This is a genomic window from Acidovorax sp. (assembly GCF_021287135.1).
GTDB lineage: Bacteria > Pseudomonadota > Gammaproteobacteria > Burkholderiales > Burkholderiaceae_C > Acidovorax.
Map to the genome: position 1 here is coordinate 1 of NZ_JAJTBB010000064.1, position 23688 is coordinate 23688.

20 protein-coding genes are annotated in these 23688 nt (G+C 69.5%); 5 read left to right on the top strand and 15 right to left on the bottom strand.

Translation table 11 applies throughout. The features are described from left to right. Positions 1-295: 295 nt before the first annotated feature. The 3 genes from rsmA to LWW96_RS14565 are packed head-to-tail and all read right to left on the bottom strand — an operon-like array spanning position 296 to position 4927. Entirely contained in the window at positions 296-1075 is a 780-nt protein-coding gene (gene rsmA / locus LWW96_RS14555) for a 16S rRNA (adenine(1518)-N(6)/adenine(1519)-N(6))-dimethyltransferase RsmA (protein WP_291488202.1), read from the bottom strand. Between the two features lie 40 nt (positions 1076-1115). Continuing rightward, positions 1116-2543: a peptidylprolyl isomerase gene (locus tag LWW96_RS14560; RefSeq protein WP_291488204.1), complete on the bottom strand. Its 1428-nt coding sequence runs from the start codon at positions 2541-2543 to the stop codon at positions 1116-1118. An 11-nt stretch (positions 2544-2554) separates the two neighbouring features. After that, positions 2555-4927: an LPS-assembly protein LptD gene (locus LWW96_RS14565; protein ID WP_291488337.1), complete on the bottom strand. Its 2373-nt coding sequence runs from the start codon at positions 4925-4927 to the stop codon at positions 2555-2557. Between the two features lie 169 nt (positions 4928-5096). On the opposite strand from LWW96_RS14565, the gene LWW96_RS14570 reads away from it, so the two are divergent. The 3 genes from LWW96_RS14570 (at position 5097) to LWW96_RS14580 (ending at position 8404) form a co-directional block, all read left to right on the top strand. Beyond that, positions 5097-6239, top strand: coding sequence for a phosphotransferase (locus LWW96_RS14570; RefSeq protein WP_291488206.1), 1143 nt, complete (start codon positions 5097-5099; stop codon positions 6237-6239). A 110-nt stretch (positions 6240-6349) separates the two neighbouring features. Further along, positions 6350-7096, top strand: coding sequence for a 16S rRNA (uracil(1498)-N(3))-methyltransferase (locus LWW96_RS14575; RefSeq protein WP_291488208.1), 747 nt, complete (start codon positions 6350-6352; stop codon positions 7094-7096). A 141-nt stretch (positions 7097-7237) separates the two neighbouring features. Further along, complete coding sequence (locus LWW96_RS14580) at positions 7238-8404, top strand: GGDEF domain-containing protein (protein WP_291488210.1); 1167 nt, start codon at positions 7238-7240, stop codon at positions 8402-8404. 27 nt (positions 8405-8431) lie between these two features. On the opposite strand, the gene LWW96_RS14585 is transcribed toward LWW96_RS14580, so the two are convergent. After that, positions 8432-9718 carry an acyl-CoA dehydrogenase family protein gene (locus tag LWW96_RS14585; RefSeq protein WP_291488212.1) on the bottom strand — a complete coding sequence of 429 codons (1287 nt, stop codon included), beginning with the start codon at positions 9716-9718 and terminating at the stop codon, positions 8432-8434. Positions 9719-9914: 196 nt separating this feature from the next. Here LWW96_RS14585 and LWW96_RS14590 point away from each other — a divergent pair, with 196 nt between their 5' ends. After that, positions 9915-10667, top strand: coding sequence for an SOS response-associated peptidase family protein (locus tag LWW96_RS14590; protein WP_291488214.1), 753 nt, complete (start codon positions 9915-9917; stop codon positions 10665-10667). Between the two features lie 135 nt (positions 10668-10802). Here the strand turns inward: LWW96_RS14590 and LWW96_RS14595 are convergent, their stop codons facing one another. The 10 genes from LWW96_RS14595 to LWW96_RS14640 form a co-directional block, all read right to left on the bottom strand. After that, positions 10803-11993 carry a branched-chain amino acid ABC transporter substrate-binding protein gene (locus LWW96_RS14595; protein ID WP_291488216.1) on the bottom strand — a complete coding sequence of 397 codons (1191 nt, stop codon included), beginning with the start codon at positions 11991-11993 and terminating at the stop codon, positions 10803-10805. A gap of 145 nt (positions 11994-12138) precedes the next feature. Further along, positions 12139-13803, bottom strand: coding sequence for a long-chain-fatty-acid--CoA ligase (locus tag LWW96_RS14600; protein WP_291488218.1), 1665 nt, complete (start codon positions 13801-13803; stop codon positions 12139-12141). 314 nt (positions 13804-14117) lie between these two features. After that, positions 14118-15089 carry a choice-of-anchor R domain-containing protein gene (locus LWW96_RS14605; protein ID WP_291488220.1) on the bottom strand — a complete coding sequence of 324 codons (972 nt, stop codon included), beginning with the start codon at positions 15087-15089 and terminating at the stop codon, positions 14118-14120. A gap of 347 nt (positions 15090-15436) precedes the next feature. Next, the gene (gene ubiD, locus LWW96_RS14610; RefSeq protein WP_291488222.1) at positions 15437-16924 is read right to left on the bottom strand and encodes a 4-hydroxy-3-polyprenylbenzoate decarboxylase; all 1488 of its coding nucleotides are present in this window, start codon (positions 16922-16924) and stop codon (positions 15437-15439) included. A gap of 64 nt (positions 16925-16988) precedes the next feature. After that, entirely contained in the window at positions 16989-17588 is a 600-nt protein-coding gene (locus LWW96_RS14615; protein WP_291488224.1) for a UbiX family flavin prenyltransferase, read from the bottom strand. Continuing rightward, positions 17581-17988 (bottom strand): putative zinc-binding protein, encoded by a 408-nt coding sequence (locus tag LWW96_RS14620; RefSeq protein WP_291488226.1) that lies wholly within the window; start codon positions 17986-17988, stop codon positions 17581-17583. The genes LWW96_RS14615 and LWW96_RS14620 overlap by 8 nt, the downstream gene beginning before the upstream one ends. After that, entirely contained in the window at positions 17985-18494 is a 510-nt protein-coding gene (locus LWW96_RS14625; RefSeq protein WP_291488228.1) for an SCP2 sterol-binding domain-containing protein, read from the bottom strand. The genes LWW96_RS14620 and LWW96_RS14625 overlap by 4 nt, the downstream gene beginning before the upstream one ends. Further along, complete coding sequence (locus LWW96_RS14630; RefSeq protein ID WP_291488230.1) at positions 18491-19117, bottom strand: hemolysin III family protein; 627 nt, start codon at positions 19115-19117, stop codon at positions 18491-18493. The genes LWW96_RS14625 and LWW96_RS14630 overlap by 4 nt, the downstream gene beginning before the upstream one ends. A 34-nt stretch (positions 19118-19151) precedes the next feature. Continuing rightward, the gene (locus tag LWW96_RS14635; RefSeq protein WP_291488232.1) at positions 19152-20081 is read right to left on the bottom strand and encodes a U32 family peptidase; all 930 of its coding nucleotides are present in this window, start codon (positions 20079-20081) and stop codon (positions 19152-19154) included. 199 nt (positions 20082-20280) lie between these two features. Next, a complete protein-coding gene (locus tag LWW96_RS14640; protein ID WP_291488234.1) occupies positions 20281-21330 on the bottom strand; it encodes a peptidase U32 family protein in 1050 nt (349 codons plus the stop codon). A gap of 231 nt (positions 21331-21561) precedes the next feature. On the opposite strand from LWW96_RS14640, the gene LWW96_RS14645 reads away from it, so the two are divergent. Continuing rightward, positions 21562-22746: an MFS transporter gene (locus LWW96_RS14645; RefSeq protein ID WP_291488236.1), complete on the top strand. Its 1185-nt coding sequence runs from the start codon at positions 21562-21564 to the stop codon at positions 22744-22746. Here LWW96_RS14645 and LWW96_RS14650 read toward each other — a convergent pair. Next, positions 22732-23637: a LysR family transcriptional regulator gene (locus LWW96_RS14650; RefSeq protein ID WP_291488238.1), complete on the bottom strand. Its 906-nt coding sequence runs from the start codon at positions 23635-23637 to the stop codon at positions 22732-22734. The genes LWW96_RS14645 and LWW96_RS14650 overlap by 15 nt on opposite strands. Between the last annotated feature and the right edge of the window lie 51 nt (positions 23638-23688).

A 23688-nucleotide genomic window follows, 5' to 3' on the forward strand; every position in this document is an offset into this window, starting at 1 on the left:
TCGGCTGCAACGCGCGATAAACCGGTCTCGCGCGGTGCTACCTCCTGCGCCCAGGGGGCCACCCTGGGCTTGTCGGTAGCACCACGCGATCCTCGGTTTTCGCGCGTTTCGCTTCGATGCCTTCTGCCGCGCAGACTCCTATGGGCGCGCCAGTTGCGGGGCGCGGTGGCGATATCGACGCAGCGACCGCAGGATCGTAGGTCGGGTTAGCGACGCGTAACCCGACATTCTCCGCGCATCACCAACGATAAAACGGGCTCCAGCGCTTATCCAGCAAGCGCAAACAGCTATCAATTCAAGAGCAGGCCTGCGCCAAAGCGACGTACTCCTGCACCGGCACTTCCTCGGCGCGGCGCTGGGTGTCGAAGGTGCCGGCGAAGTGGCGTGCCTCCAGCCAGCGGCCCAGGGTGTGGCGCAGCAGCTTGCGGCGCTGGCTGAAGGCCACTTGCACCAGCTCTTCCAGCAAGGGCACCGACAAAGGCGCGGGCTCGGCGTGCGGCACCATGCGCACCACGGCGCTGTCCACGCGCGGGGGCGGGTCGAAGCTCTCGGGCGGCACGAACAGCACGTTTTCCATGGCGTAGCGCCACTGCAGCATCACCGACAGCCGCCCGTAGTCGCCCGTGGCGGGGGATGCCACCATGCGGTCGATCACTTCCTTTTGCAGCATGAAGTGCTGGTCTTCGATCACCTGCACATGGTTCAGCAAATGGAAGAGGATAGGCGTGGAGATGTTGTAAGGCAGGTTGCCCACGACGCGCAGGCGCAATGCCGGCTGGGCGGCTTTCTCGCGCATTGCCTGCGCCAGCGCGGTGAAGTCGACCTTGAGCACGTCCGACTCGATCACCTCCAGCTGCCCATGCAGGCGCAGGCGCAAGGCCAGGTCGCGGTCCAGCTCGATGACGGTGAGGTGGCCCAGGCGCTCTACCAGGGGCTGCGTCAGCGCCGCCAGGCCGGGGCCGATTTCCACCATGGGCTGGCCTGGCTGTGGCGCGATGGCCTGCACGATGCCGTCGCTGATGCCTTGGTCGGACAGAAAGTGCTGTCCGAAGCGCTTGCGGGGAATGTGTTTCAACGCGGGCTTACCAGTGTTTGCTGCATGTCTCGCCGGCCTGTTATTGCGGCGGCTCGCGGTACTCGACGTACGCGCGCCCGCGCAGCTCCTGGGCCCAGGTGGCGTAGGCCTCGTCCAGCTTTTTCTCGCGCACCAGATCGCGCACCATGTCGCGCTGCTCGCGCTGCGTCAGCTTGGCTTCGCGCCGCTCCAGCAACTGGATCAGGTGCACGCCAAAGCGGGTGACGATCGGCTCGCTGACGTCGCCCGGCTTGAGGGCTTCCAGCGCCTGCTCAAATTCCGGCACGTAGCGGCCGGGGCTGGCCCAGCCCAGGTCGCCGCCTTCCTTGGCGCTGCCGTCCTGCGAGTGCTCGCGCGCCAGCGTGGCAAAGTCGGCCTGCCCCGTCTGCACGCGGCGGCGGTAGTCGGCCAGCCGCGCAGCGGCGGCGCTTTCCGACAATTGCGGGCCCGTGCGCAGCAGGATGTGGCGGGCGTGGTTTTGCACCACGGTGGTGGGCATGCCCGCGGTCACGCGCTCCACCACCTTCAGCACGTGAAACCCTGCGGGCGACCGCACCGGCCCCACGATGCTGCCGATGGGCTGGCCCTGGGTGGAGTTCACGAACAGCTCGGGATAGCGATCCGCGGGCCGCAGGCCCAGCAGCCCGCCGGCGCGCTGGCCTTCGGGGGCGTCCGAATACTCCCGCGCCACGGCGGCAAAGTCTTCGCCGGCGCGGATCTTGTCGGCGGCCTGCTGGGCGCGCGCCTGGCGCTCGGCCACTTGCGCGGGGCTCGCGTTCTCGGGCACCAGCACCAGCACATGGCCCAGGTTGATCTCGGTGGACGCCGCATCGGCGCCCTGCTGCTGCTCGCGCAGGTACTGGTCGATGTCCAGGTCGGATACCTTCACCCGGGCCTCCACCTCGCGCTCGCGCAGGCGCTGCAGCGTCAGCTGGTTGCGCAGGTCGTCGCGGAAGCGCTCGCGGGTCATGCCCTCGCGGCCGAGGCGGCGGTACAGCTCGTCCACGGTCATGCCGTTCTGGCGGGCCACGCCCTGCTCGGCCTGCCCGACGGAGAAGTCATCCACCTTGATGCCGGCCTCGCGGGCCTGCTGCAGCTGCACGCGCTCCAGGATGATCCGCTCCAGCACCTCGCGGGCCAGCACGTCCCGCGTGGGCATGGGGCCGCCCTGCCGCGCCAGCTGCACCTCGGCGCGTGCCAGGCGTGCGCGCACCTCGTTGTTGGTCACCGGCTCGGAGTTGACCACGGCCACGATGAAATCGGCCTGCCGGGTCGCCGAGCTGCTGTTGCTGGCGCTGGCCGGCACCGCGTCGGCGGGGGGCAGGGTGAGGGACGTCGCCGGGCCGGGGCGTGCCGAGAGGCCCTTGCCCGATGGCGCGCCGGAGGGGCGCAGCCCCTGGGCCAGCGCGCCCTGCGACAGGACGGACGCCAGGGCGGCGAGGGCGACTGCGATGACACGGTGATTCATGGCGTTGGGCATTAGTCGTAGTTGCTGAAACGGCTGGGAGGGGTGACCTGGTCGCGCAGGTTCTGGTAGCGGGGCACGTGCTGGCGGAAGGTGTCCAGCGGGCTGGAACCCAGGCTCAGGCGCGAGAAGCCCACGAATTCGATCTGGAACAGCAGGCGGGTGTTGGAGGTGCTGACGCTGTTTTGCAGGCGCTCGAGCACCACGCGGCCGATCCAGCAGCAGCTGTCGTATTCCAGGCCCACCACGGTGTCCACCAGCTTGCGGTCTTGCAGGCTGTAGTTCAGGCGGCCGACGGTGTACCAGCGGCCCGGCCCCTGGCCGCGGCCGGGCCCGAGGTCCTGGCCCTTGTCGCCCCACAGGTCGTTGAGCGGCCACTGCCAGCCGATGTCGATCTGCTCGCTGGTGCCGCGCTGCAGGCGGTAGGCGGCGCTCACGGTGCGGTAGTTGCCGGGGCTGTAGCGCGCGCCGATGGTGGAGCGGATGGAGCGGCCGGTCTTGGGGTTGTACTGCACGGTGGAGTCAAACCCCCACTGCGGCGTCCAGGTGATGCCCGCGCCCAGTAGCAGGTCCGACAGCCGCTCGCTCACCGGCGTGCCGCCCGGCAGGGTGACCTTCTGGTCGGAGAAGCGCACCCGCTGGGCGATGCCGAAGCGCGCGGCCTCGGCGCCGGTGCCCGGGTCCAGCAGCCGCGTGGTCACGCCCAGGGTGAGCAGGTTGTTGTCCGCAATGCGGTCGTTGCCGCCAAAGGCGTTCTCGGTGTAGATGGTCGCAAAGTTGAAGTCGTTGGCGGCCGTGTCGTACACCGGCAGCATGCTCTGGTCGCGGTAGGGCGTGTAGGTGTAGAACGCGCGCGGCTCCAGCGTCTGCAGGAAGGCACGGCCGAAGTAGGCCGCGTCGCGCTCGAACACCAGCCCGCTGTCCAGGCTGAAGGTGGGCAGGGCGCGGCTGGCGTTGCGTTGCCCGTTGGACAGCGCCGCGTCGAACTGGTACTGGGTGGCGTGCACCTGCAGGCGCGGCGTGATGAAGCCGCCGGGCGAGAGGAACGGCCGGCTGATCTGCGCCACGGCGTAGCTGCGGTTGGCGTTGGGCTGGCCCGTGAGCTCGCGCGCCGCCTGGAACCGGGTGGCATCCAGCTCCACGCTGGCGTCCAGCCCGCCGCCGAGCTGCGACGGCGCATAGCGCCACTGCAGCTGGGGCAGCCGGTCGTACGGCGGCACGATGGGCGATGTGGCGTCCTGCAGCGTCTGCCACTTGAGCGTGCGCATGCGGAACGTCATGTCGTTCTGCGCCCAGGACAGGTTGGCATCGCCCGGCAGCAGCCGCTGGCGCAGCGGCTCGGAGGCGCGGCCGAAGTCGCGCCAGTAGTTGTCGTCGCTCACCCGGTTCAGGTTCAGGCTCAGCCCCAGCCCGCCCAGCGGTGTGTCGAAGGTGCCCTGGTGCTGGCCCGAAAAGCTCCAGCGCATGCGGTCGCGCAGCCGGTCGGCGGGCATCACGTCGGCGCTGAGCTGGCCGCTGTAGGTGGGCTCCAGGTAGCGGAACTCGCCCCCCAGGCTGGCGCCGCGCTTGGTCATGAGGGCGGTGCGCAGCGTGGCATCGCGGTTGGGCGCGATGTTCCAGTAATAGGGCTGCATGTAGGCCACCCCGTCGCGGCTGTCCAGGCCGATGGTGGGCGGCAGGAAGCCCGACTTGCGCTTTTCCGACAGCGGGAAGGTGATGTACGGAATGGGCAGCAGCGACACGCCCTTGAACTCCAGCACGGCGTCCTCGGCCGTGCCCACCTCTTCTTCGTTGTCGATGCGGATCTTGGCGGCGCGCAGCACCCAGTCGGGCTGCCAGCTGGCCTCGTCGCCGCGCTGGCAGGTGGTGTAGGTGGCGTCGTGCACCACCGCCCGGTCGCGGTCGATGAAGTCCACGCGGGTGGCGTCGCCATGGGCCTGGGTGGCCAGGAACTTGTAGCGCGCGTCGCTGAAGAAGCCCTCGAACGCGTCCACGCGCAGCTCCAGGGCCGTGCCCTCGTACACATTGCCCGCGCGGTTGATGCGCACCTGGCCCCGGGCCTTGGCCAGGTCTTCGGGCACGTCGTAGTCCAGCCGGTCTGCGTGGATCACGGTGTCGCCGCGGCGCAGTTCGGCATGGCCCTCGATCACCGCGTTCAGGTCGGTCTGGCCGCTGATGTGGTCGCCTTTGACGAACACCGGCAGCTGAGAGCGCACGGCGTCCGGAATCTTTTCCTGCAGCAGGGGCGAGCTGCGCAGCGCGGGCGGCGCGTCCCAGCCGCTGCCGGGCGTTGCACTGCCGGGCTGCGCCAGTGCGGACCACGGCAGCCCGCACCAGGCCAGGGCTACGCCATAGGCCAGGGCGCGGGGCACGGGAGGGCGCGACAACCCGCGCGGGGCCTGGGCAGGCCCGCGCCGTGGGGCGGAAGTCTTCACGGGGGATGGCTTGCGGCGTGGCACGTGGGACGGTGGCTGGGCAGAGGGTGGAACAAGGAACAGGAACGGCCCCGTCCACCCCAAGGGAGCCGGGGAGCGGGTTTGTAAAATCGGATTATCCATGAGCCACCCTTCTGCACCTTCTACCGCCCGCCCGCCCTCGGATCTGGCCCTGGACACGCCCCCCGCCGCCGCCGTGGCCTGGGCCGACCCGGCCCGCGAGGCCGCGTTCCACGCCTGGCTCGCGCCGCTGGTGGGGCCGCAGCAGCTGCTGCCGGCCACGCTGCGGGCGGCCTCGGCCGATGCCAGCTTCCGGCGCTACCTGCGCCTGGACACCGCCACAGGCGCCAGCCTGGTCGTGATGGACGCCCCGCCCGACAAGGAGAACTGCCGCCCCTTCGTGCAGGTGCAGGCGCTGATGGCCGGCGCCGGCCTGAACGTGCCGCAGATCCTGGCCTGGGACGAGGCCGGCGGGTTCATGCTGCTGTCCGACCTGGGGCGCCAGACGGTGATCGAGCGGCTGGACCCGGCACAGCCCGCCGCTGCCTACCCTTGGTACGTGCAGGCCACCGACGTGCTGCTCGACTGGCAAAAGGCCTCCCGGCCCGGCGTGCTGCCGGCGTATGACGAGGCGCTGCTGCGCCGCGAACTGGCGCTGTTCCCCGACTGGTACCTGGGCCGCCACCGGGCCGTGGCGCTTGACGAGCGGCAGCAGGCCACCTTGCAGGGCGCGTTCGACACCATCGTGACCCACAACCTGGCCGTGCCCAGCGTGTTCGTCCACCGCGACTTCATGACCCGCAACCTGATGGTGCCGGTGCAGGACGGCGCGCCGCTGGGCGTGCTGGACTTCCAGGACGCCGTGCACGGCCCCATCACCTACGACATTGCCAGCCTGCTGCGCGACGCCTTCATCAGCTGGGAAGAAGAGTTCGTCATCGACATTACCGTCCGTTACTGGGAAAAGGCCCGCAAGGCCGGCCTGCTGGGTGCGCGCAGCGCCAGCGGCTGGGGCGACGACTTCGGCGAGTTCTACCGCGCGGTGGAATGGATGGGGCTGCAGCGCCACCTCAAGGTCGCGGGCATCTTCGCGCGGCTCACGCTGCGCGACGGCAAGCCCAGGTACCTGGCCGACGCCCCGCGCTTCCTGGCCTACATCCGGGCCACCGCCAACCGCTACCGCCAACTCGGCCCGCTGCTGAAGATGCTCGACCAGATCGAAGGCACCGAGCCGGTGGTGGGCTTTGCCTACGGCCGCATGTGACCTGGGGCGGCGGGCCTGGCGCACGGGATCGTCCTGGGTGCCAGGTTTTAGATAAAAACGGCCTCCAGCGCTTGCCAGTAAAGCGCAAATAGCTACAAAATACATAGCATATGCCCCGCTTCCACTGCCCCGCTCCCCTGGCCACCGGCGCCGAGCTGGACCTGCCCGCCGGCGCGGCCCGGCACGTGCAGGTGCTGCGCCTGCAGCCCGGGGACGCGATCACGCTGTTCCACGGCGGCAGCGCGCCGGGCGACCCCGGCGGCGAGTTCGAGGCCACGGTGCTGCGCATGGGCCGCAGCGACGTGCGCGTGCAGGTGGGTGCCCACCATGCCGTCGAGCGCGAGGCGCCCCGCGCCGTGCACCTGCTGGCGGGCATCACCGCCAACGAGCGCATGGACTGGCTGGTGGAAAAGGCGGCCGAGCTGGGCGTGGCCAGCATCACGCCGCTGGTGGCCGAGCGCAGCGTGCTCAAGCTCAAGGGCGAACGCGCGGACAAGAAGCTCGCCCACTGGCAGGCCGTGGCCGTGGCGGCCTGCGAGCAGTGCGGGCGCAACCGCGTGCCGGTGGTGCACGCCGCAGTCGACCTGGCCGGCTGGCTGCAGGGGCCGGCGGCGGCAGCCGCCGCGGCGGGATGGCAGCGGCTGCTGCTGTCGCTGCGCGGCGGCGCGGTGCCGCTGCGCGCGGCGGCCGGCTCCGGCGGCCCGGTGGTGTTCCTCTCGGGCCCGGAAGGCGGGCTCTCGGCCGGCGAGGAAGACCTGGCGCTCGCCCAGGGCTTTGCCCCCGTCACCCTGGGCGCACGCGTGCTGCGCGCCGAAACCGCGCCGCTGGCGGCCCTGGCGGCGCTCACTCTCCAGTAGGACGGCGCCGCTGTTCAAGGCCTACCCCCCGGCCTAGAATGCCCGAAAGCAAAGGGCGCGCGCGGCCACACCCCTTTCCCCCCTCCAGCCTGCCCGCCCGCCCCGATACCGGCGCACGACAGCCGGGCAGGAGACAACCACTTGCGCACACGTTCCCGCGGGCAACGCGTCCGGGACCTGCTTCTTTCCACCGACCCGCGCCGGCGCACGCTGGTGTCCATGGCGCTGCTGGCGCTGGCGCTGATGGTCAGCAGCGCGTGCGTGATGCTCATGATCGCCGCGGCCGACAGTGCCGTGGACGCCGCCGCCGTGCAATGGTGGGCCGCGATCTCGGTGGGCGGCCTGGCGGTGATGACGGCCTTCATCCGCTCGGGCGAAACCGCGCGGCTCAAGGACCCGTCCCTCACGGTGCCGCAGATGGTGTGGACCATCACCAGCGGCGCGGTCGCCTACGTGCTGGCCGGCGATGCGCGCGGCGTGGTGCCCAGCGTGCTGGCCATGATCCTGTTCTTCGGCACCTTCGGGCTCAACGTGGCCGAGGTGATCGGCATCGGCGTGTACGCGCTGCTGGCCTTTGCCTGCGCCGTGGCCGCCACCACGCGCTTCAACGCAGGCCCGTTCGGCTACCTGGACGCGGCCTACGCGCTCATGGTGCTCATCGTGCTGGGCGGCTGCATTGCGCTGAACCTGCGCATCCAGCGCATCCGCCGGCGGCTGCGGGAACAGCGTGAGGCGCTGGCCCAGGCCCTGGCCATCAACCGCGAGCTGGCCACGCGCGACGACCTCACGGGCCTGCCCAACCGCCGCGCCATGCACGACATGATCGAGCTGGAGCGCCGCCGCAGCCTGCGCAGCGGCCGCCCGCTGCAGCTGGCGGAGCTGGACATCGACCACTTCAAGCACATCAACGACACCCATGGCCATGCCACCGGCGACCGGGCGCTGCAGGCCTTCGCAGGCGTGGTGCGGGCCTGCGTGCGCGACACCGACGTGCTGGCCCGCTGGGGCGGCGAGGAGTTTGTGCTGCTGCTCTCGGAGACCAGTGCCGAGGATGCGCGGGAGCTGCTGGAGCGCGTGCGCCTGGCCGTGGCTGCGCTGGAAATGCAGCACCCGTCCGGCCCGCTGCGGGTGACGGTGTCCATCGGGCTGGCCCAGCACCGGCCGGGCGACACGGTAGAGCTGACGCTGGAACGCGCGGACCAGGCCCTGTACACGGCCAAGTCGCTCGGGCGCAACCGCATCGTCACCGCGCCGCCGGGCCCGCGGGCTGGCCAAGGCCCCGGTGCGGCCCGCAGCGCCCGCGCCTGAGGCGCGGCACGGGCACGGGCCGCGGCGTCAGTGCAGGCGCGGCGGCGCGCGCAGCTGCTCCGGCGTGGTGAAGAAAGCCGCCAGCGTGCCCAGCCCCTCGCGGGCCTGGCGCAGCTCTTGCCGCGCCACGCTGCGCAGGTGCACCTCGTCCGGCCCGTCCATCAGCCGCAGCGCGCGGCCCCAGGTCCAGAACGCGGCCAGCGGCGTGTCGGGCGACAGGCCCATGGCGCCAAAAACCTGCATGGCGCGGTCCACCACCCGCTGCTGCAGGCGCGCGGCCACCAGCTTGATGGCGGCCACCTGGGCACGCACGGCGCGGGCGTCCGCCGCGTCGCCTTGGTCCAGCAGCCATGCCGCGTGCAGCACCAGCAGGCGTGCCTGATCGATCTCGATGCGCGACTCCGCCAGCCACTCCTGCACATTGGCCTGCTCGGCCAGCGGCTTGCCGAAGGCGGTGCGTTCCAGCGCCCGCTCGGCGGCCAGACGCAGCGCCAGCTCGCACTGGCCGATGGTGCGCATGCAGTGGTGCACGCGGCCCGGCCCCAGGCGCGCCTGCGCCATCGCAAAGCCCGCGCCCCAGCCGCCCAGCAGGTGGTGGGCCGGCACGCGCACGCCCTGCAGCAGGATCTCGCAGTGCCCCTCGGGCGCATGGTGGTGCAGCACGGGAATGTTGCGCACGATGTGCACGCCCGGCGCGTCGGCCGGCACCAGCACCATGCTGTGGCCGTGGTGGCTGTCCGCCGGGTCGGCATCGGCATTGCGGCACAGCACGACGAGCAGCTTGCACTGCGGGTGCGCCGCGCCGGTGATGAACCACTTGCGCCCGTGCAGCACCAGCGCATCGCCCTCGCGCCGCACCGTGGTCTGCAGGTTGGTGGGGTCGGACGAGGCCACGTCGGGCTCGCTCATCGCAAAGGCCGAGCGCATGCGGCCGTCGAGCAGCGGCACCAGCCAGCCGGTGCGCTGCGCGGGCGTGGCAAAGCGGTGCAGCAGCTCCATGTTGCCGGTGTCCGGCGCGTGGCAGTTGAACACCTCGGCCGCCCAGGGCAGGCGGCCCATGGCCTCGGCCAGCGGCGCGTAGTCCAGGTTGGACAGGCGCGTGCCCGGCTCGTCCTCGCGCAGCGTGGGCAGAAACAGGTTCCACAGCCCCTCTTCGCGGGCCAGCGCCTTGAGGTCTTCCAGGAAGGGCGGCGGGTAGTCCCCGGCCTGCACGGCCGCATGCCAGGCGGCGTTGTAGGGCAGCAGGTAGCGGTCCATGAAGGCCGTGAGGCGTGCCTGCAGTTCACGCGCGCGGGGTGACGGTGCGAAGTCCATGCAGGCATTGTGAAAACCGTGCGCCCCGCCGTCACAACGCAGGCGACACCGGGCTTGACGCGCATCAGGCCAGCGCCTCCGCAGAACCGCCGGGCTTTGAATTACTACTCTTTTGATAGCTGCTTGCGCTTATCCAGCGGGCGCGGGAGGCCAATTTCATTCAAAACGCCGGCCGCCACCCGCTACCATCGGCCCCATGGCCACCCACTACGAAACCCTGCGCCCTGCCGACACCTACCGCGAGGCCTTTGCGGTCGAGCCCCCTGAGCCCCCGGACCGCCCTGCCGCGCCGGGCGAGCGCCACCTGCGGCCGCGCCAGACGGGTGGCTTCATCGTGCACGCAACCCGTGCGGCAGCGATGGGCGCCGAAGAACCCGGCAGCGCCCCGGAGGCCGACAGCGCCGCCCGCCCCGCCCGCGTGCTGGTGCCCGCGCAGTGGGGCCTGGTGCCGCACTGGGTCAAGTCGGCCTCCGACGCCAAGCTGCGCGCGCCCAAGCTCGCCCACGCCAAGGCCGAACTGGCCTCCACCGGCACCGCGTTCCGCGACGCGTGGCTGAACGGCCAGCGCTGCATCGTGCCCATGGCGGCCTTCTTTGAAGACGACTGGCGCTCCGGCAAGGCCGTGCCCACGCGCATTGCCCGCGTGGACGGAAAGCCCCTGGGTGTGGCCGGCCTGTGGGCGCGCTGGCAGGGCGCCGACGGCGAGGTGATCGTCAGCTACTGTCTGCTCACGGTGAACGCCAACCACCACGCCCTGCTGCACCGCTACGGCCCGCCCGGCAGCGAAAAGAGCATGCCCGCCATCCTGAACGAAGGCGCCTACGACGCGTGGCTCACGGCGCGGGTGGACAAGGCGAAGGAGTTCCTGCGCCAGTACGCGGCGCAGAAGCTCACGGCGAACCCGGTGGAACACAAGGCTGACAAGGTGCCCAAGGGCTGGCTGGGGTGAAAGGGGCACGGCGAATCGCAGGCTCACGAGCCAGGTGCCCCGGGGCTTTGACCCAGGCTTCAAAAAAAGAAACAAAAACCGTTGAGGCCGAACCTCAACGGTTTTGGATGATTGAACGCGAACCCGAATGAGCGCTCAGGACGGCCGCTTCATCTGGCAGGACGTGGGCTGGGCGCTGATGTAGTTGTCCCACGCCACTTCGGAGCGGAAGCCGTAGCCGGTTTTCTCCGCGTCGTACTTCACGCCCTTGCTGCCCTGCTTGGCCCAGATGCCCAGGTACAGCGGCGCTTCCAGCTGGTGGTCGGTCTTGCGCATGCGCACCTCGCCCATGGGGCTCTTGTAGGTCATGCCCTCCAGCGCCAGCGCGACCTTCTTCGCGTCGGTGGACTGGGCCTTGCGCATGGCCTCGCGCAGCATGTGCACACTGTTCCAGTGCGCGGCAAACACAAAGTCGTCGCCCGTCTTCTTCTTGTAGTCCACGTAGATCTTTTCCAGCTCGGGCGTGGGCGCGTTGTGCACCCAGTTCCAGACCACGCCGATCTTGCCGTCGCCCCAGGGCCCGATCTGCGCGGGCGTGCCGGGGTTGTTGGCGTTGAGCGTGAAGTAGTTGATGTTCAGCCCGTAATCGCGCGAAGACTTGAACAGCAGCGTCAGGTCGCTGCCCCAGTTGGAGGTGATGACGGTGTCGGCCTTGGCGGCGGCAATCTTGGCCACATAGGGGGCAAAGTCGCGCGTCTGGGCGATGGGCACGAAGTCGTCGCCCACGATCTCGATGTCCGGCCGCTTGCGCGCCAGGTATTCCTTGGCGGCCTTGGACACTTGGCGGCCGTGGGTGTAGTCCTGGTTGAGCAGGTACACGCGCTTCACGTCCTTGCGGCCCTGCAGGTAGGTGGTCAGCGCCTCCATCTTCATCTCGCTGGACGGATAGAAGCGGAAGTGCCAGAAGCTGCAGCGCTCGTTGGTGAGCTGCGGGTCCATGGCGGCGTAGTTCAGGTACACGGTGGCGCGCTCCGGGTCGCGCTCGGCGAGCTTGTTCAGCCCGTCGACCAGCGCCAGCGCCACGCCCGACCCGCCGCCCTGCGTGATGTAGCGGATGCCCCGGTCCGTGGCGGCCTTCAGCGCGTTCAGGCTCTCCTGCGGCGTGCCCTTGTTGTCGAAGTCCACCACCTCGAACTTGGGATCGTTGGGCCCCGCCTGCGCGTTGACCTGCGCCACCACCTCGCGCAGCTGGTTGAGCGAGCTTTGGCCGGTGAGCGCAAACGGGCCGGAGAGCAGGTCGATGAAGCCGATCTTCACCGTCTCGGCCGCCCCGGCGTGCGCGGACATCACCAGCGCGGCCGCGCAGGCGCCGGCCTTTAACCAAAGACGTGGCCATTTCCTGGAAATCAAATGCATGTCTGTCTCCGTCAGTAGGTAGTTGGTTGGGAAAGAAAGGAACGCCAAAACCGAACGCCGGCAGCGCGTGGCAGCGTCATTCGCCGCCAAACACCGCGCCGTGGCGCTGCCGCAGCTCGTTCTTCTGCACCTTGCCGGTGCCGCCCAGCGGCAGGGCGTCGACAAACAGCACCTCGTCGGGCAGCCACCACTTGGCCACGCGCTGCGCCAGAAAGTCCAGGATCTGCGCCTTGTCCACCTCCTGCCCGGGCTTGCGCACGATGAAGAGCAGCGGGCGCTCGTCCCACTTGGGGTGCTTGACGCCAATGACCGCCGCCATGGCCACGGCCGGGTGCGCCACCGCGGCGTTCTCCAGGTCGATGGAGCTGATCCACTCGCCGCCCGACTTGATCACGTCCTTGGTGCGGTCGCGGATCTGCACCACGCCCTGCGGGTTGATGGTGGCGATGTCGCCCGTGGGGAACCAGCCATCGACGAGTGCCGAGCGCTCGGCCTTGTGGTAGCGGTCCACGATCCACTGGCCGCGCACCATCAGCTCGCCCTGCGCCACGCCGTCGCGCGGCAGGCTGGCGCCGTTTTCATCCACCAGTTGGAGCTCGATGCCGAACACCGACTTGCCCTGCTTGGCCACCAGCGCGTGCCGCTCCTCCGGCGGCAGCTCGGCATCGGCCGCGCCCAGCACGCTCATGGTGGCAATGGCCGTGGTCTCGGTCATGCCCCAGCCGTGGCGCACCTCCACGCCGTACACGTCGCTGAACTTGGCGATCAGCGCCTTGGGCATGGCCGAGCCGCCCACGCCCGTGCGGCGCATGGTGGTAAAGCGCAGCCCGTGCTGCTCCACATGCTGGATCAGGCCCATCCAGATCGTGGGCACGCCCGCGCTGACGGTGACGCGCTCGGTCTCCATCAGCTCGTACAGGCTGGCGGCGTCCAGCCGCGGGCCGGGCAGCACCAGCCTGGCGCCGCCGATCAGCGCCGCATAGGGCAGGCACCAGGCGTTGATGTGGAACATGGGCACCACGGGCAGCAGCGTCTCCCGCGCGCTGATGCTCAGCACGCCCGGCATGCAGGCCGACAGGGCGCTGAGCACCAGCGCCCGGTGCGAATACAGCACGCCCTTGGGGTTGCCGGTAGTGCCCGACGTGTAGCACAGCGCTGCGCCGGATTTTTCATCCACCTCGGGCCAGGCAAAGGCGTCGCTCTGGCCCGCCACCAGCGACTCATAGGCCGTGACGGCCGCTGGCATGCCCTGCAGATCCAGGGCGCCCAGCGCGTCTGCATCGCACAAGGCCACCCAGTGCCGCACGCGGGGGCACGCCGGTGCAATGGCGCGCACCAGCGGCGCGAAGGTGGTGTCAAACAGCACCACCTCGTCCTCGGCGTGGTTGACGATGTAGGCCAGCTGCTCGGGGTGCAGGCGCGGGTTGCAGGTGTGCATGACCATGCCGCTGCCCGACACGGCGTAGTACGCCTCCAGGTGCCGGTGGTTGTTCCAGGCCAGCGACCCCACCACGCTGCCGGGCCGCAGGCCCAGCGCCTGCAGTGCGTTGGCCAGTTGCCGGGCACGCCGGGCCAGGTCCGCAAAGCGGTAGCGGTGCAGGCCGCCGCCAGCTTCTGTGTTGCGCGAGACGATCTGCTGGTCGCCGTACTGGTGCTCGCCATGTTCGAGGATGGCCGAGACCAGCAAGGGCCGGTCCATCATGCTGCCGGACGGGTGCTGGTGCGCGTGCTGCTGCTGCATTGCCGTTGTCTCCTGGGATGTGCGCTGTGCTGCATCGCGGCATCTGTGTGCCGGTGCAGGGCCCTCTTCTTCTTTTTGCTGGGGCTGGCGCATGGTCGCAAACAACGGCGGGGCGGCTTGTCGTCTGGGTGACTCGTTCGGCCAAGGCCCGTGGCGGGCGCGAACCACCGTGCGCTGCTGACCTTGCGGTCCGACAAGGCCCAGGAGACACCCTGGCCCGACAGTGGACTCAACCACTGTCGAAATGAAATAGCTTCCGAGAGACCGGAAGCCAACAGGTGCAAGCCCCATCGGCTTCACGGGCGCTGGAATCACTACGGCGCGAGACGCCTGCCCCGGCGGCTTCGCAGCACGCCTCCTGCTCCGACGAACAACCCTGTCAACAGCAATCCTGCCGTTCCTAGCGTGGGTACCGCGGCCTGCCGCACAGGCGTGAGGGTCACGGTGGCTGTACCGCATCCCTCGTCTACATGACAGGCTTGGTACGTAAAAGTCACCGGCGCCGTAAAACTGGCCGCGTTGGGCGTAAACAGCACTTGGTTGCCCGAGTAACTCAGCGTACCTGCAGCCGGGTTCGATAACGTCAGTGGGTAATTCGTGTCGAGGGCGGCGCCAATATCGTCATTGCTCGTGACATTCAAAGGCGTCGGCACGCCCACCGGCACGGCGTACGCATCGTCGGCCAGATTGACGACGAGCGCGACCACCTTAACACTCGTCGGAGTGGACCTGGGTTGCCAGATGGGTGTCCCCGAAGCCGCGTAATATTGCCAATAGCTATTGAGCACCAGGGGGCCACTCGGATTAGTATTCCCGGCTTGCCGTGCGTATCCAGAGCAGGTTGCAAGGTCTGTGAATCCGCCTACCACCCAATATCTTTGCCCCGCTTGCAGGGTGACGGGGCTGGTCGGTGTGAAGGCGACGTCGCCACCTGACAAGAAGACATCGTTCACAGATGGGAAGCTGGACCAAGGGGTTTGCTGCTTCCAATAGGTCCCCACGATGGAACCGGGTCCGGTCCCGCCATCGGTATAAACCGCGAGTTCAAAGTCAGCCGTCGGATCTATCGCTTCATAGCTTAACGACCATGTAATTTCTGACAGCCGATAAATCCTGCCGGGCGGCACATCCAAAACAACGGCCATTTTGTAAGGTGTGGCAGCGCAATAACCTGAATCAGGGGCGGCGCCAGCTTCAAGGGAATTGAAAATGCTGAGTTGGGCATAAGCGAGGCCGCCACTGATGAGCAGCAAAAAACCAAGCAGCTTGCGAAAGAGCGTGGACATAAGGAGGAATGCTGAAGAGGGAGATGATGATCATCGCTGCATTTACTCCTTGTAACTCCTGTTGGTAATGTCAACGATTGTCAAAACATCGTGAACGCTTCGCGATTTTCAATTGCTGAAATACCTCCCCGCCTGCGAACTTTGTCCCCCGGACCGTGCGCTTTCTTGCGCAAAGTTTTATGTCTTTAAACCGGCGCTCCATGGGGGCGACTGGTGTCTGTCCCGACTCGCCGGTGGCGATGGGCCGAACGGGCGTCGTCACCAAGTCGAGCGACCGGCAAGATGCGGCCGCTTCCCCGCCATCAGGCTGCCCCCTCCGAAAACCTCCGGGATTGCGGCAAAGGACCTCACAACCCCAACCCCGCAAACAGCGCCTCCGCCCGCGCCGTAGCCGCCTCCTCCATCCGCATCGGCCTCCCCCATTCCCGCTGCGTCTCCCCCGGCCACTTGTTCGTGGCGTCCATCCCCATCTTGCTGCCCAGGCCGCTGACCGGCGAGGCGAAGTCCAGGTAGTCAATCGGTGTGTGCTCCACCAGCATCGTGTCGCGGGCCGGGTCCATGCGGGTGGTGATGGCCCAGATCACTTCTTTCCAGTCGCGCACGTCCACGTCGTCGTCCACCACCACGATGAACTTCGTGTACATGAACTGGCGCAGGTGGCTCCACACGCCCATCATCACGCGGCGCGCGTGGCCGGCGTAGGCCTTTTGGATGCTGACCACGGCCATGCGGTAGCTGCAGCCTTCGGGCGGCAGGTAGAAGTCCACGATCTCGGGGAACTGCTTTTGCAGCAGGGGGATGAACAGCTCGTTCATCGCCAGGCCCAGCACGGCGGGCTCGTCGGGCGGTTTGCCGGTGTAGGTGCTGTGGTAGATCGCGTCCCGGCGCAGGGTGATGCGGTCCACGGTGAGCACGGGGAACTCGGCGCGTTCGTTGTAGTAGCCGGTGTGGTCGCCATACGGGCCTTCCAGCGCGTGCTGCCAGCCGCTCGCGTGATTTGCGTCGGGCTGGATGTGGCCTTCGAGCACGATCTCGGCGGTGGCGGGCACTGAGAGCGGCACGCCCAGCGCGGGCGTGACTTCGGTGCGGGCGCCGCGCAGCAGGCCGGCGAACTGGTATTCGCTCAAGGCGTCGGGCACGGGCGTGACGGCGCCGAGCAGCGTGGCGGGGTCGGCCCCGAGTGCCACGGCCACGGGGTAGGGCTGGCCGGGGCGGGCGGCGCAGTGGTCGGCAAAGTCCAGCGCGCCGCCGCGGTGGGCCAGCCAGCGCACGATGACCTGGTTGCGCGAGAGCACCTGCTGGCGGTAGATGCCCAGGTTCTGCCGGGCCTTGCGCGGGCCGCGGGTGATGGTGAGGCCCCAGGTGATGAGCGGGGCCACGTCGCCGGGCCAGCAGTGCTGCACGGGCAGGCGGGCCAAGTCCACATCCGGCCCCTCCCACACCTCCTGCTGGCAGGGCGCGCCACGCGCCACGGTGTGTGGGGCCATGTTCCACAGGGTCTTGAGCAGCGGGCCCATGCCCAGCATGTCCTTGAAGCCTTTGGGGGCCTGGGGCTCTTTCAGCGTGGCCAGCAGCTCGCCCAGGGCGCGCACGCCGCAGAGGTCGGCCACGCCCATGGCGCGGGCCACGCGGGCGGGGGTGCCAAACAGGTTGGTCAGCACGGGCATGCGGTGGCCCGTGGGCTGGGTGAACAGCAGCGCGGGGCCGCCGGCGCGCAGCACGCGGTCGCTCAGCGCGGTCATCTCCAGGTGGGGCGAGACGCTGTCGGGCACGCGGCGCAGCTCGCCGGCGGCTTCCAGCTGGGCGATGAAGTCGCGCAGGTCGCGGTAGGCCATGGGAATGAGGTTTTGAATGAAATCGGCCTGCAGCGCTTGCTGGACAAGCGCTGGCAGCTATGAATCAAGGAGCATCCGGCGCCAGCCCCTGCCAGCGGGGCGCGAGCTGGTGCTCCACGTCGATCAGGTCCAGCGCCCGCGCCACGCTGAAATCCACCACCTCGCCCAGCGTGGTGGGCCGCAGGTAGAACGCCGGCAGCGGCGGGCAGACGATGGCGCCCATTTCGGTCACGGCCACCATGTTGCGCAGGTGCGTGAGGTGCAGGGGCGACTCGCGCACCATCAGCACCAGGCGGCGGCGTTCTTTGAGGGCCACGTCGGCCGCGCGGGTGAGCAGGTTGTCGGCCAGGCCGTGCGCAATGGCGGCCAGCGTGCGCATGGAGCACGGCGCCACCACCATGGCGTGGCAGCGGAAGGAGCCGCTGGCAATGGCCGCGCCCACGTTGTCCACGTCGTGCACGTGGTGGGCCAACGCCTCCACGGCGGGGCGGTCCATGTCCAGCTCGTGGCGCAGGTTGCGCCAGCCGGCGCTGGAGACGACCAGGTGCGTTTCGATGCCGGGCAGGCCCTGCAGCACCTGCAGCAGCCGCGCGCCGTACACCGCGCCGCTGGCGCCCGAGATGGCCACGATGACGCGGCGCACGGCGGTGGGGGCGTCAGCCATGCGAAGCCTCCGCCACGGCCGGGCGCTGCAGGGGCTGGGCCGCCTGGTCCGCCTCCACTTGCTCCAGTACCAGCGCGGCCTGCACGGGGTCGAAGTCCTCGTGCGTGCGCTTTTTCACGCCGTACTGCTGCAGCTGGTAGTGCCGGTCGGCCGCGATGCCGTGGCGCGCCAGCGTGCTTTTGACGCACACCAGCGGGCAGCCGTCCAGAGCAATGATGGGCCGGCCCGAGCGCACGGTTTTCATGAGGTGCGGCACGTCGCCGCCCACGCCGGCGATGCACGACATCTCGGCCACGCCGCGCCGGTCCAGCTGCAGGGCCACGTGGTTGGCCAGCTGCGCGGCGCTGGAGCAGCCGGAGCAGGAATACACCAGCGGAAGGTCCGGGTCGGGGGCCGTCATGGGCGGCCCCCGAAGAGTCGCGCCCGCACGGCGCGGGGCGACAGGGTGCGGGCCCATTCCCGCGGGTCCAGCACGGGCAGCTCGATGGCGTCGAGCGCGTTCTTCACCACCAGGCCCAGTTCCGTGTCGCCTTCCATCGACAGGCGCCGGCTGAAGAACAGCGTGTCCGGGTCCTGGCGCCGCTGCGCGAGCAGCAGAAAGTCGTGCGCCGTGGCGCTGAGCGTCACATCGGCCGTTGCCGGTGCCGCCAGGGGCGCGTGGGGCGCAAAGCGCCGGCCCGTCCAGGCGAAGTCGAACCCCACCCGCGCGTCGCGCACGTGCACGCGCATCTTCTTGTGCTGCAGCAGCTGCCCCACGTCGTCGGGCAGATGGTGGGCCAGTGCAAGGTTCAATGCCGTGACCAGCAGCACGGAGCCGGGATAGGCGGGCAGGCGCGACAGCACGGCGCCCACCGGCGCGGGGATGCGCAGGGGATCGGGCCGCGTGGAGTGGGAAGGCAGGTTCATGGCAGCGCAACGTAGAAAAGCACGGTGAAAAAGTGGCAGACGCCGCCACCCAGGACAAACAGGTGCCACAGCCCGTGGCCGTGGCGCACGCGGTGGTCCAGCGCGTAGAAAACAATGCCCAGCGTGTAGCAGGCCCCGCCCGCCAGCAGGCCGCCGAAGCCGCCTGGCGTGAGCGCCTGCCACAGCGGCACCACGGCCACCAGCGCCAGCCAGCCCATCAGCACGTACAGCACCAGCGAGAGAGAGCGCGCGCCGCGCGCCCAGCAGACCTCCTGCACGATGCCCAGCACCGCCAGCCCCCACACCGTGCCCAGCAGCGACCAGCCCCACGGCCCGCGCAGGGACACCAGCGCGAACGGCGTGTAGCTGCCCGCGATCAGCAGGTAGATGCTGCAGTGGTCCAGCTTTTGCAGCACCGCCTTGGCGGTGCGGCGGCGCACGCTGTGGTAGGCCGTGGAGGCCGCGTACAGCGCCACCAGCATGGCGCCGTAGATGCTGAAGGACACCACCTTCCAGGGATCGCCCAGGCGCGCCGCCAGCGTGACGAGCACGGCCGTGCCGGCCGCGGCCAGCAGCGCACCCACCAGGTGGCTGATGCTGTTGAAGCGTTCTCCAGCGTACATCGGTGCGGCGTGGCGGCGTGGGGCCTGCGGCGTGTCAGCGCGGCTGCGCCGCAAGTGCGCCGGCCTGCTCCAGGCCGGGGCGGCCGAACCAGTAGCCGTCGCAGGGCTGGTCGGGCAGGCACGGCTGCAGGCGCTGCGCCGCGGTGGCGCCGTCGGACGGCTGCGCGCCGGGGCGGCGCAGCTCGTCGAACACGGCGATCACGTCTTCCATGTGCTGGCTCTGGGGGCTCAGCCGCAGCACATCCACGCCCAGGGCGCGCAGCGCGGCCACTTCGCCGGCCAGGCTGTACACGCGGGCCGACTGCGTCTGCGTGCCGTTGAGCACCAGAAAGCCCTCGGCCTCGCGGGTGCGCAGCGGCAGACCGTCGGGGTGCTGCAGGCAGCTGAACTGGCAGTCGTCCTTGGGCAGGTTGCGGTGGCGGGCGGTAAAGCACCGCGCCGAGTGCGCCAGCGGCATGCGGCCGTAGACGAAGACCTCCGTCTCCAGGCCCTCGGGCCGCTCGGCCAGCACCGCGGCCAGCGCCTGCCGCGACATCTCCAGCGGCATCACCCAGCGGCGCGCGCCCAGGCCGGCCATCCAGCGCAGCGCGTCGGCGTTGTACAGGTTCAGGTGCGGGCCGGCCACAAAGCCGCTGGGGCCACCGGGACGGCGGGTGAGGCAGTGCACCGCGCCCATGTCGTTGGCCTCCACCGCGAACTCCGCCTGCGCGGCGATCTTGTGCAGCGCCGCCACCTCGGTGCCAGACTCGATCAGCACCTGCGTGGAGAGCACCACCTCCTTGCCCGCGTCGTGCAGCATGCCCGCCAGGGCCAGCCAGTCGGGCAGGCGCAGCTCATGCCGACGCGAGCACACGGTCTCGCCCAGGTAGACCACGTCGATGGGCGTGGCGGCCATGGCCTCGTAGAAGGCAAAGGTCGTTTCGCGGGGCCAGTAGTACAGCAGGGGGCCGAGGGAGAGTTTCATGGGGCGGTCTCCGGGGTTTCATCGTGGTATTTCGGATTCAAAGCGGCGCGCCGACCTTCGATCTGGCGCGATCCAGGCCAGGGGACGCCGCGCAAGGGCCGCCCCGCCGCGCTGGCGTCGTCCCCCTTCCCCTAGCGCGAAGCGCGTAGAGAGAAGGGGGAAGCCGCGCAGCGGCTCAGGGGGTTGTCTCCTGATCATTTCATTTCCATGGCCGGTGATAAGCGCCTAAGGTGTGCTGCTGCCCCTCCGCCACCTGGTCCAGCCGCGCCATCCAGTGGGTCTTGGGCGCAAAGCGGTGGGGGCTGGCCAGGCACTGGTCGATGGCCTCGCGCCAGACCTGCGTGACCTGCGCCACATACGCGGGGCTGCGCTGGCGGCCTTCGATCTTGATGGCGCGCACGCCCATCTTCAGCAGCTGGGGCAGCAGCTCCAGGGTGTTGAGGCTGGTGGGCTCCTCGATGGCGTAGTAGCTCTCGTCCTCGCCCACGTCGAAGCGGCCCTTGCACAGCGTGGGGTAGCCCGCGTTCTCGCCCGCGGCGTAGCGGTCGATGAGGATGCCGTTCAGGCGCGACTCCAGGCCGCGCGGCGTCTCCTGCCAGCGCACGGCCTTGGCGGGCGAGCACACGCCGTGGGTGTTGGGCGATTCGCCCGTGGCGTACGAGGACAGCGCGCAGCGCCCCTCCACCATCACGCACAGGCTGCCGAAGCCGAACACCTCAATCTCCACCGGCGTGCGGTCAATCACCTGGCGCACCTGCTCCAGCGACAGCACGCGCGGCAGCACGGCGCGCGCGATGCCGAACTGCTCGCGGTAGAAGTTGATGGCCTCGTAGTTGGTGGCCGAGCCCTGCACGGACAGGTGCAGCCGCAGTGCGGGATGGCGCTGCACCGCGTGCTGCATCAGGCCCGGGTCGGCCAGGATGACGGCGTCCACGCCCAGGTCCACCGCCTTGTCCAGCGCGCTGCGCCAGGGGCCGGGGTTGCCTGCCTGCGGGTAGGTGTTGAGCGCCATGAACACCTTGCAGCCCCGCTGGTGCGCGTAGGCAATGCCGCTCGCAATGGCGGCTTCGTCAAAGTTCAGGCCCGCAAAATTGCGGGCGTTGGTGGCGTCGCGCAGGCCCAGGTAGACACAGCTGGCGCCGTGGTCCACGGCGGCCTTGAGGGCGGGCAGGCTGCCGGCGGGGCAGACCAGTTCCAGGGCGGGCAGGGCAGCGTTGGGCTGCGCTGCGGCAGGGGTGGGGGAGTGCATCACAAACAGGTTCCAGCGCCGGCACCCACGGCGGGTGCCGCGACGCAGGGCGCCACCTTAGCCACGCGGCCCCGCCGTTCCGCTGATCTTCATCAACCGCGCTGCATAATTCCAGAGCAAACAAGTCGGGTTTTGACCTGGCCCGGCCGCGCAATACTGGCGGCGGCGCGGGCCTGCACCGTTCTCCCCTTTCTTTTGTTCTCTTTCTTCTTTCGGATTGGCGCACCTGCTGTGAACAAGAACCTGTGGTTGCTGTCCCTGTGCCAGGGCCTCTTTCTGACCAACAACGTGGTCTTCATCGCCATCAACGGCCTGGTGGGCCTGCAGCTGGCGCCCTTTGGCTGGATGGCCACGCTGCCGGTGATGGGCTATGTGGTGGGCGGTGCGCTGGCCACGCCCCTGGTGGCGCGCACGCAGACGCTGTGGGGGCGCAAGGTGTCGTTCCAGATCGGGCTGGCCGTCGCTGTGGTTTCGGCCGCGCTGTGCGCCTGGGCCGCGTTCAGCGCCAATTTCTGGCTGCTGTGCACCGCCACCGTGGTGGCGGGCTACTACAGCGCCAACGGCGGGCTGTACCGTTTTGCGGCGGCCGAGCTGTCCACCGCCGAATACCGCGAAAAGGCGGTGTCGCTGGTGATGGCCGGCGGTCTGCTGGGCGCGGTGGCCGGCCCCAACCTGGCCAATGCGACGCGCACGCTGTTCCCCGTGCCGTTTGCGGGCGCCTATATCGCATTGATGGGCGTGGCGCTGGTGGCCATGGCGTGCATGGCCGCGATCCGCTTCGAGGCGCAGCCGGTGGTGCTCAACGCCGCGGGGCAGAAGGCCACGGGCCGGCCGCTGTCCGAACTGCTGCGCCAGCCAGTGCTGGCCGTGGCCATCCTCGGAGCCGCGCTGGGCTACGGCGTGATGAACCTGCTGATGGCCGCCACGCCGCTGGCCATGCAGGTGTGCGGGTTCGACTTCAGCGCGTCGGCGCTGGTGCTGGAGTGGCATGTGATTGGCATGTTCGCGCCGGGCTTTGTCACGGGCCACCTCATCAAGCGCTTTGGCGTGCTGCCGGTGATGGGCGTGGGCGTGCTGCTCAACCTGGCCTGCGTGGCCGTGGCGCTGATGGGCGTGGAGCTGCACCATTTCGGCATTGCGCTGTTTCTGCTGGGCGTGGGGTGGAACTTCCTGTTCACCGGCTCCACCACGCTCGCGCTGACGGCCTACCGGCCGGAGGAAAAGGACCGCGCCCAGGCGGCCATCAATTTCTGCGTGTACGCCACCCTGGCGCTCAGCGCGTTCTCCTCGGGCGTGCTGGTCACCACCCAGGGCTGGACGCTGCTGAATGCGGGCTCGCTGGTGCCTATCGTGGCGACGGGGCTGGCGCTGGCCTGGCTGGGCGCGCAGCGCAAGCGGGTGTCAAACGCCATCTGACGCAGCCGCCGCGGTGGCGGAAAGCCACTGTGCAAAGGCCGCCACCGCCGGGTCTTGCGCGCGCCCCGGCGCCACAAACAGGCTGTAGCCCCGTGCCCCGCTGTCGTGGTGCGGGTGGGCCAGCACCAGCTCGCCCGACTGCAGTTCGCGCTCCACAAAGTACCGCGGCACCAGGCCTAGCCCCAAGTCGGCGCGCACCGCCTCCACCAGCATCGAGAACAGGTCAAAACGGTGGCCGCCCAGGGTGTGGCCCGGCGTGCGCGTGATGCCCGCACGGCCCAGCCAGTCGTCCCACGCGCCCAGGCGCGAGCTGAGCTGCAGCAGCGGCACGGCGCGGAAGTCGCCCCGCTCCATCGCGCGCCGGTGGCGCGACTGCGGCGCGCACACCGCCACGCAGACCTCGGGCATCAGGGGCGCGGGCACCACCCCGGGCCAGGTCGCGTCGTCGTACTGCACCGCCACGTCGAACGGAATCTCGGCCATGTAGATCTGCGTGGGGTACACCTGCAGGTGCAGGCTGCAGCCCTTGTGCGCGGCCAGAAAGCCGGCCAGCCGCGGCAGCAGCCAGCGTTCGGCAAACACGGGCACGCAGCCCACCAGCAGGCGCGTGCCGTCGGGCCGCTGGGCCATGGCCTCCAGCGTGTGGTTCTGCAGGCGCAGAAGGTCGCCCGCGATCTGCGCGTGGTAGCGGCGGCCCACGTCGGTGAGGGTGGAGCCGCGGGCGCCGCGCTGCACCAGCTGCAGACCCAGCTGGCTCTCCAGCAGGCGCAGCTGCTGGCTCACGGCGCTGTGCGTGAGGCAGAGTTCTTCGGCCGCCTTGCCCACGCCGTGGTGGCGGGCCACGGCGTCGAAGACCAGAAGGGCGCGGGTGCTGGGGATGTGTTTGCGCATGTAAGAAAAACTGCCGGCTGGGCAGATTAAAGCAGAGCCCCCGGGTGGGGT

Coding starts and splice junctions, on each gene's coding strand:
- LWW96_RS14560 (WP_291488204.1), bottom strand. CDS start 2,543: ATGAATCACCGTGTCATCGCAGTCGCCCTCGCCGCCCTGGCGTCCGTC.
- LWW96_RS14570 (WP_291488206.1), top strand. CDS start 5,097: ATGAGCCACCCTTCTGCACCTTCTACCGCCCGCCCGCCCTCGGATCTG.
- LWW96_RS14575 (WP_291488208.1), top strand. CDS start 6,350: ATGCCCCGCTTCCACTGCCCCGCTCCCCTGGCCACCGGCGCCGAGCTG.
- LWW96_RS14585 (WP_291488212.1), bottom strand. CDS start 9,718: ATGGACTTCGCACCGTCACCCCGCGCGCGTGAACTGCAGGCACGCCTC.
- LWW96_RS14590 (WP_291488214.1), top strand. CDS start 9,915: ATGGCCACCCACTACGAAACCCTGCGCCCTGCCGACACCTACCGCGAG.
- LWW96_RS14595 (WP_291488216.1), bottom strand. CDS start 11,993: ATGTCCGCGCACGCCGGGGCGGCCGAGACGGTGAAGATCGGCTTCATC.
- LWW96_RS14600 (WP_291488218.1), bottom strand. CDS start 13,803: ATGCAGCAGCAGCACGCGCACCAGCACCCGTCCGGCAGCATGATGGAC.
- LWW96_RS14605 (WP_291488220.1), bottom strand. CDS start 15,089: ATGTCCACGCTCTTTCGCAAGCTGCTTGGTTTTTTGCTGCTCATCAGT.
- ubiD (WP_291488222.1), bottom strand. CDS start 16,924: ATGGCCTACCGCGACCTGCGCGACTTCATCGCCCAGCTGGAAGCCGCC.
- LWW96_RS14615 (WP_291488224.1), bottom strand. CDS start 17,588: ATGGCTGACGCCCCCACCGCCGTGCGCCGCGTCATCGTGGCCATCTCG.
- LWW96_RS14620 (WP_291488226.1), bottom strand. CDS start 17,988: ATGACGGCCCCCGACCCGGACCTTCCGCTGGTGTATTCCTGCTCCGGC.
- LWW96_RS14625 (WP_291488228.1), bottom strand. CDS start 18,494: ATGAACCTGCCTTCCCACTCCACGCGGCCCGATCCCCTGCGCATCCCC.
- LWW96_RS14630 (WP_291488230.1), bottom strand. CDS start 19,117: ATGTACGCTGGAGAACGCTTCAACAGCATCAGCCACCTGGTGGGTGCG.
- LWW96_RS14635 (WP_291488232.1), bottom strand. CDS start 20,081: ATGAAACTCTCCCTCGGCCCCCTGCTGTACTACTGGCCCCGCGAAACG.
- LWW96_RS14640 (WP_291488234.1), bottom strand. CDS start 21,330: ATGCACTCCCCCACCCCTGCCGCAGCGCAGCCCAACGCTGCCCTGCCC.
- LWW96_RS14650 (WP_291488238.1), bottom strand. CDS start 23,637: ATGCGCAAACACATCCCCAGCACCCGCGCCCTTCTGGTCTTCGACGCC.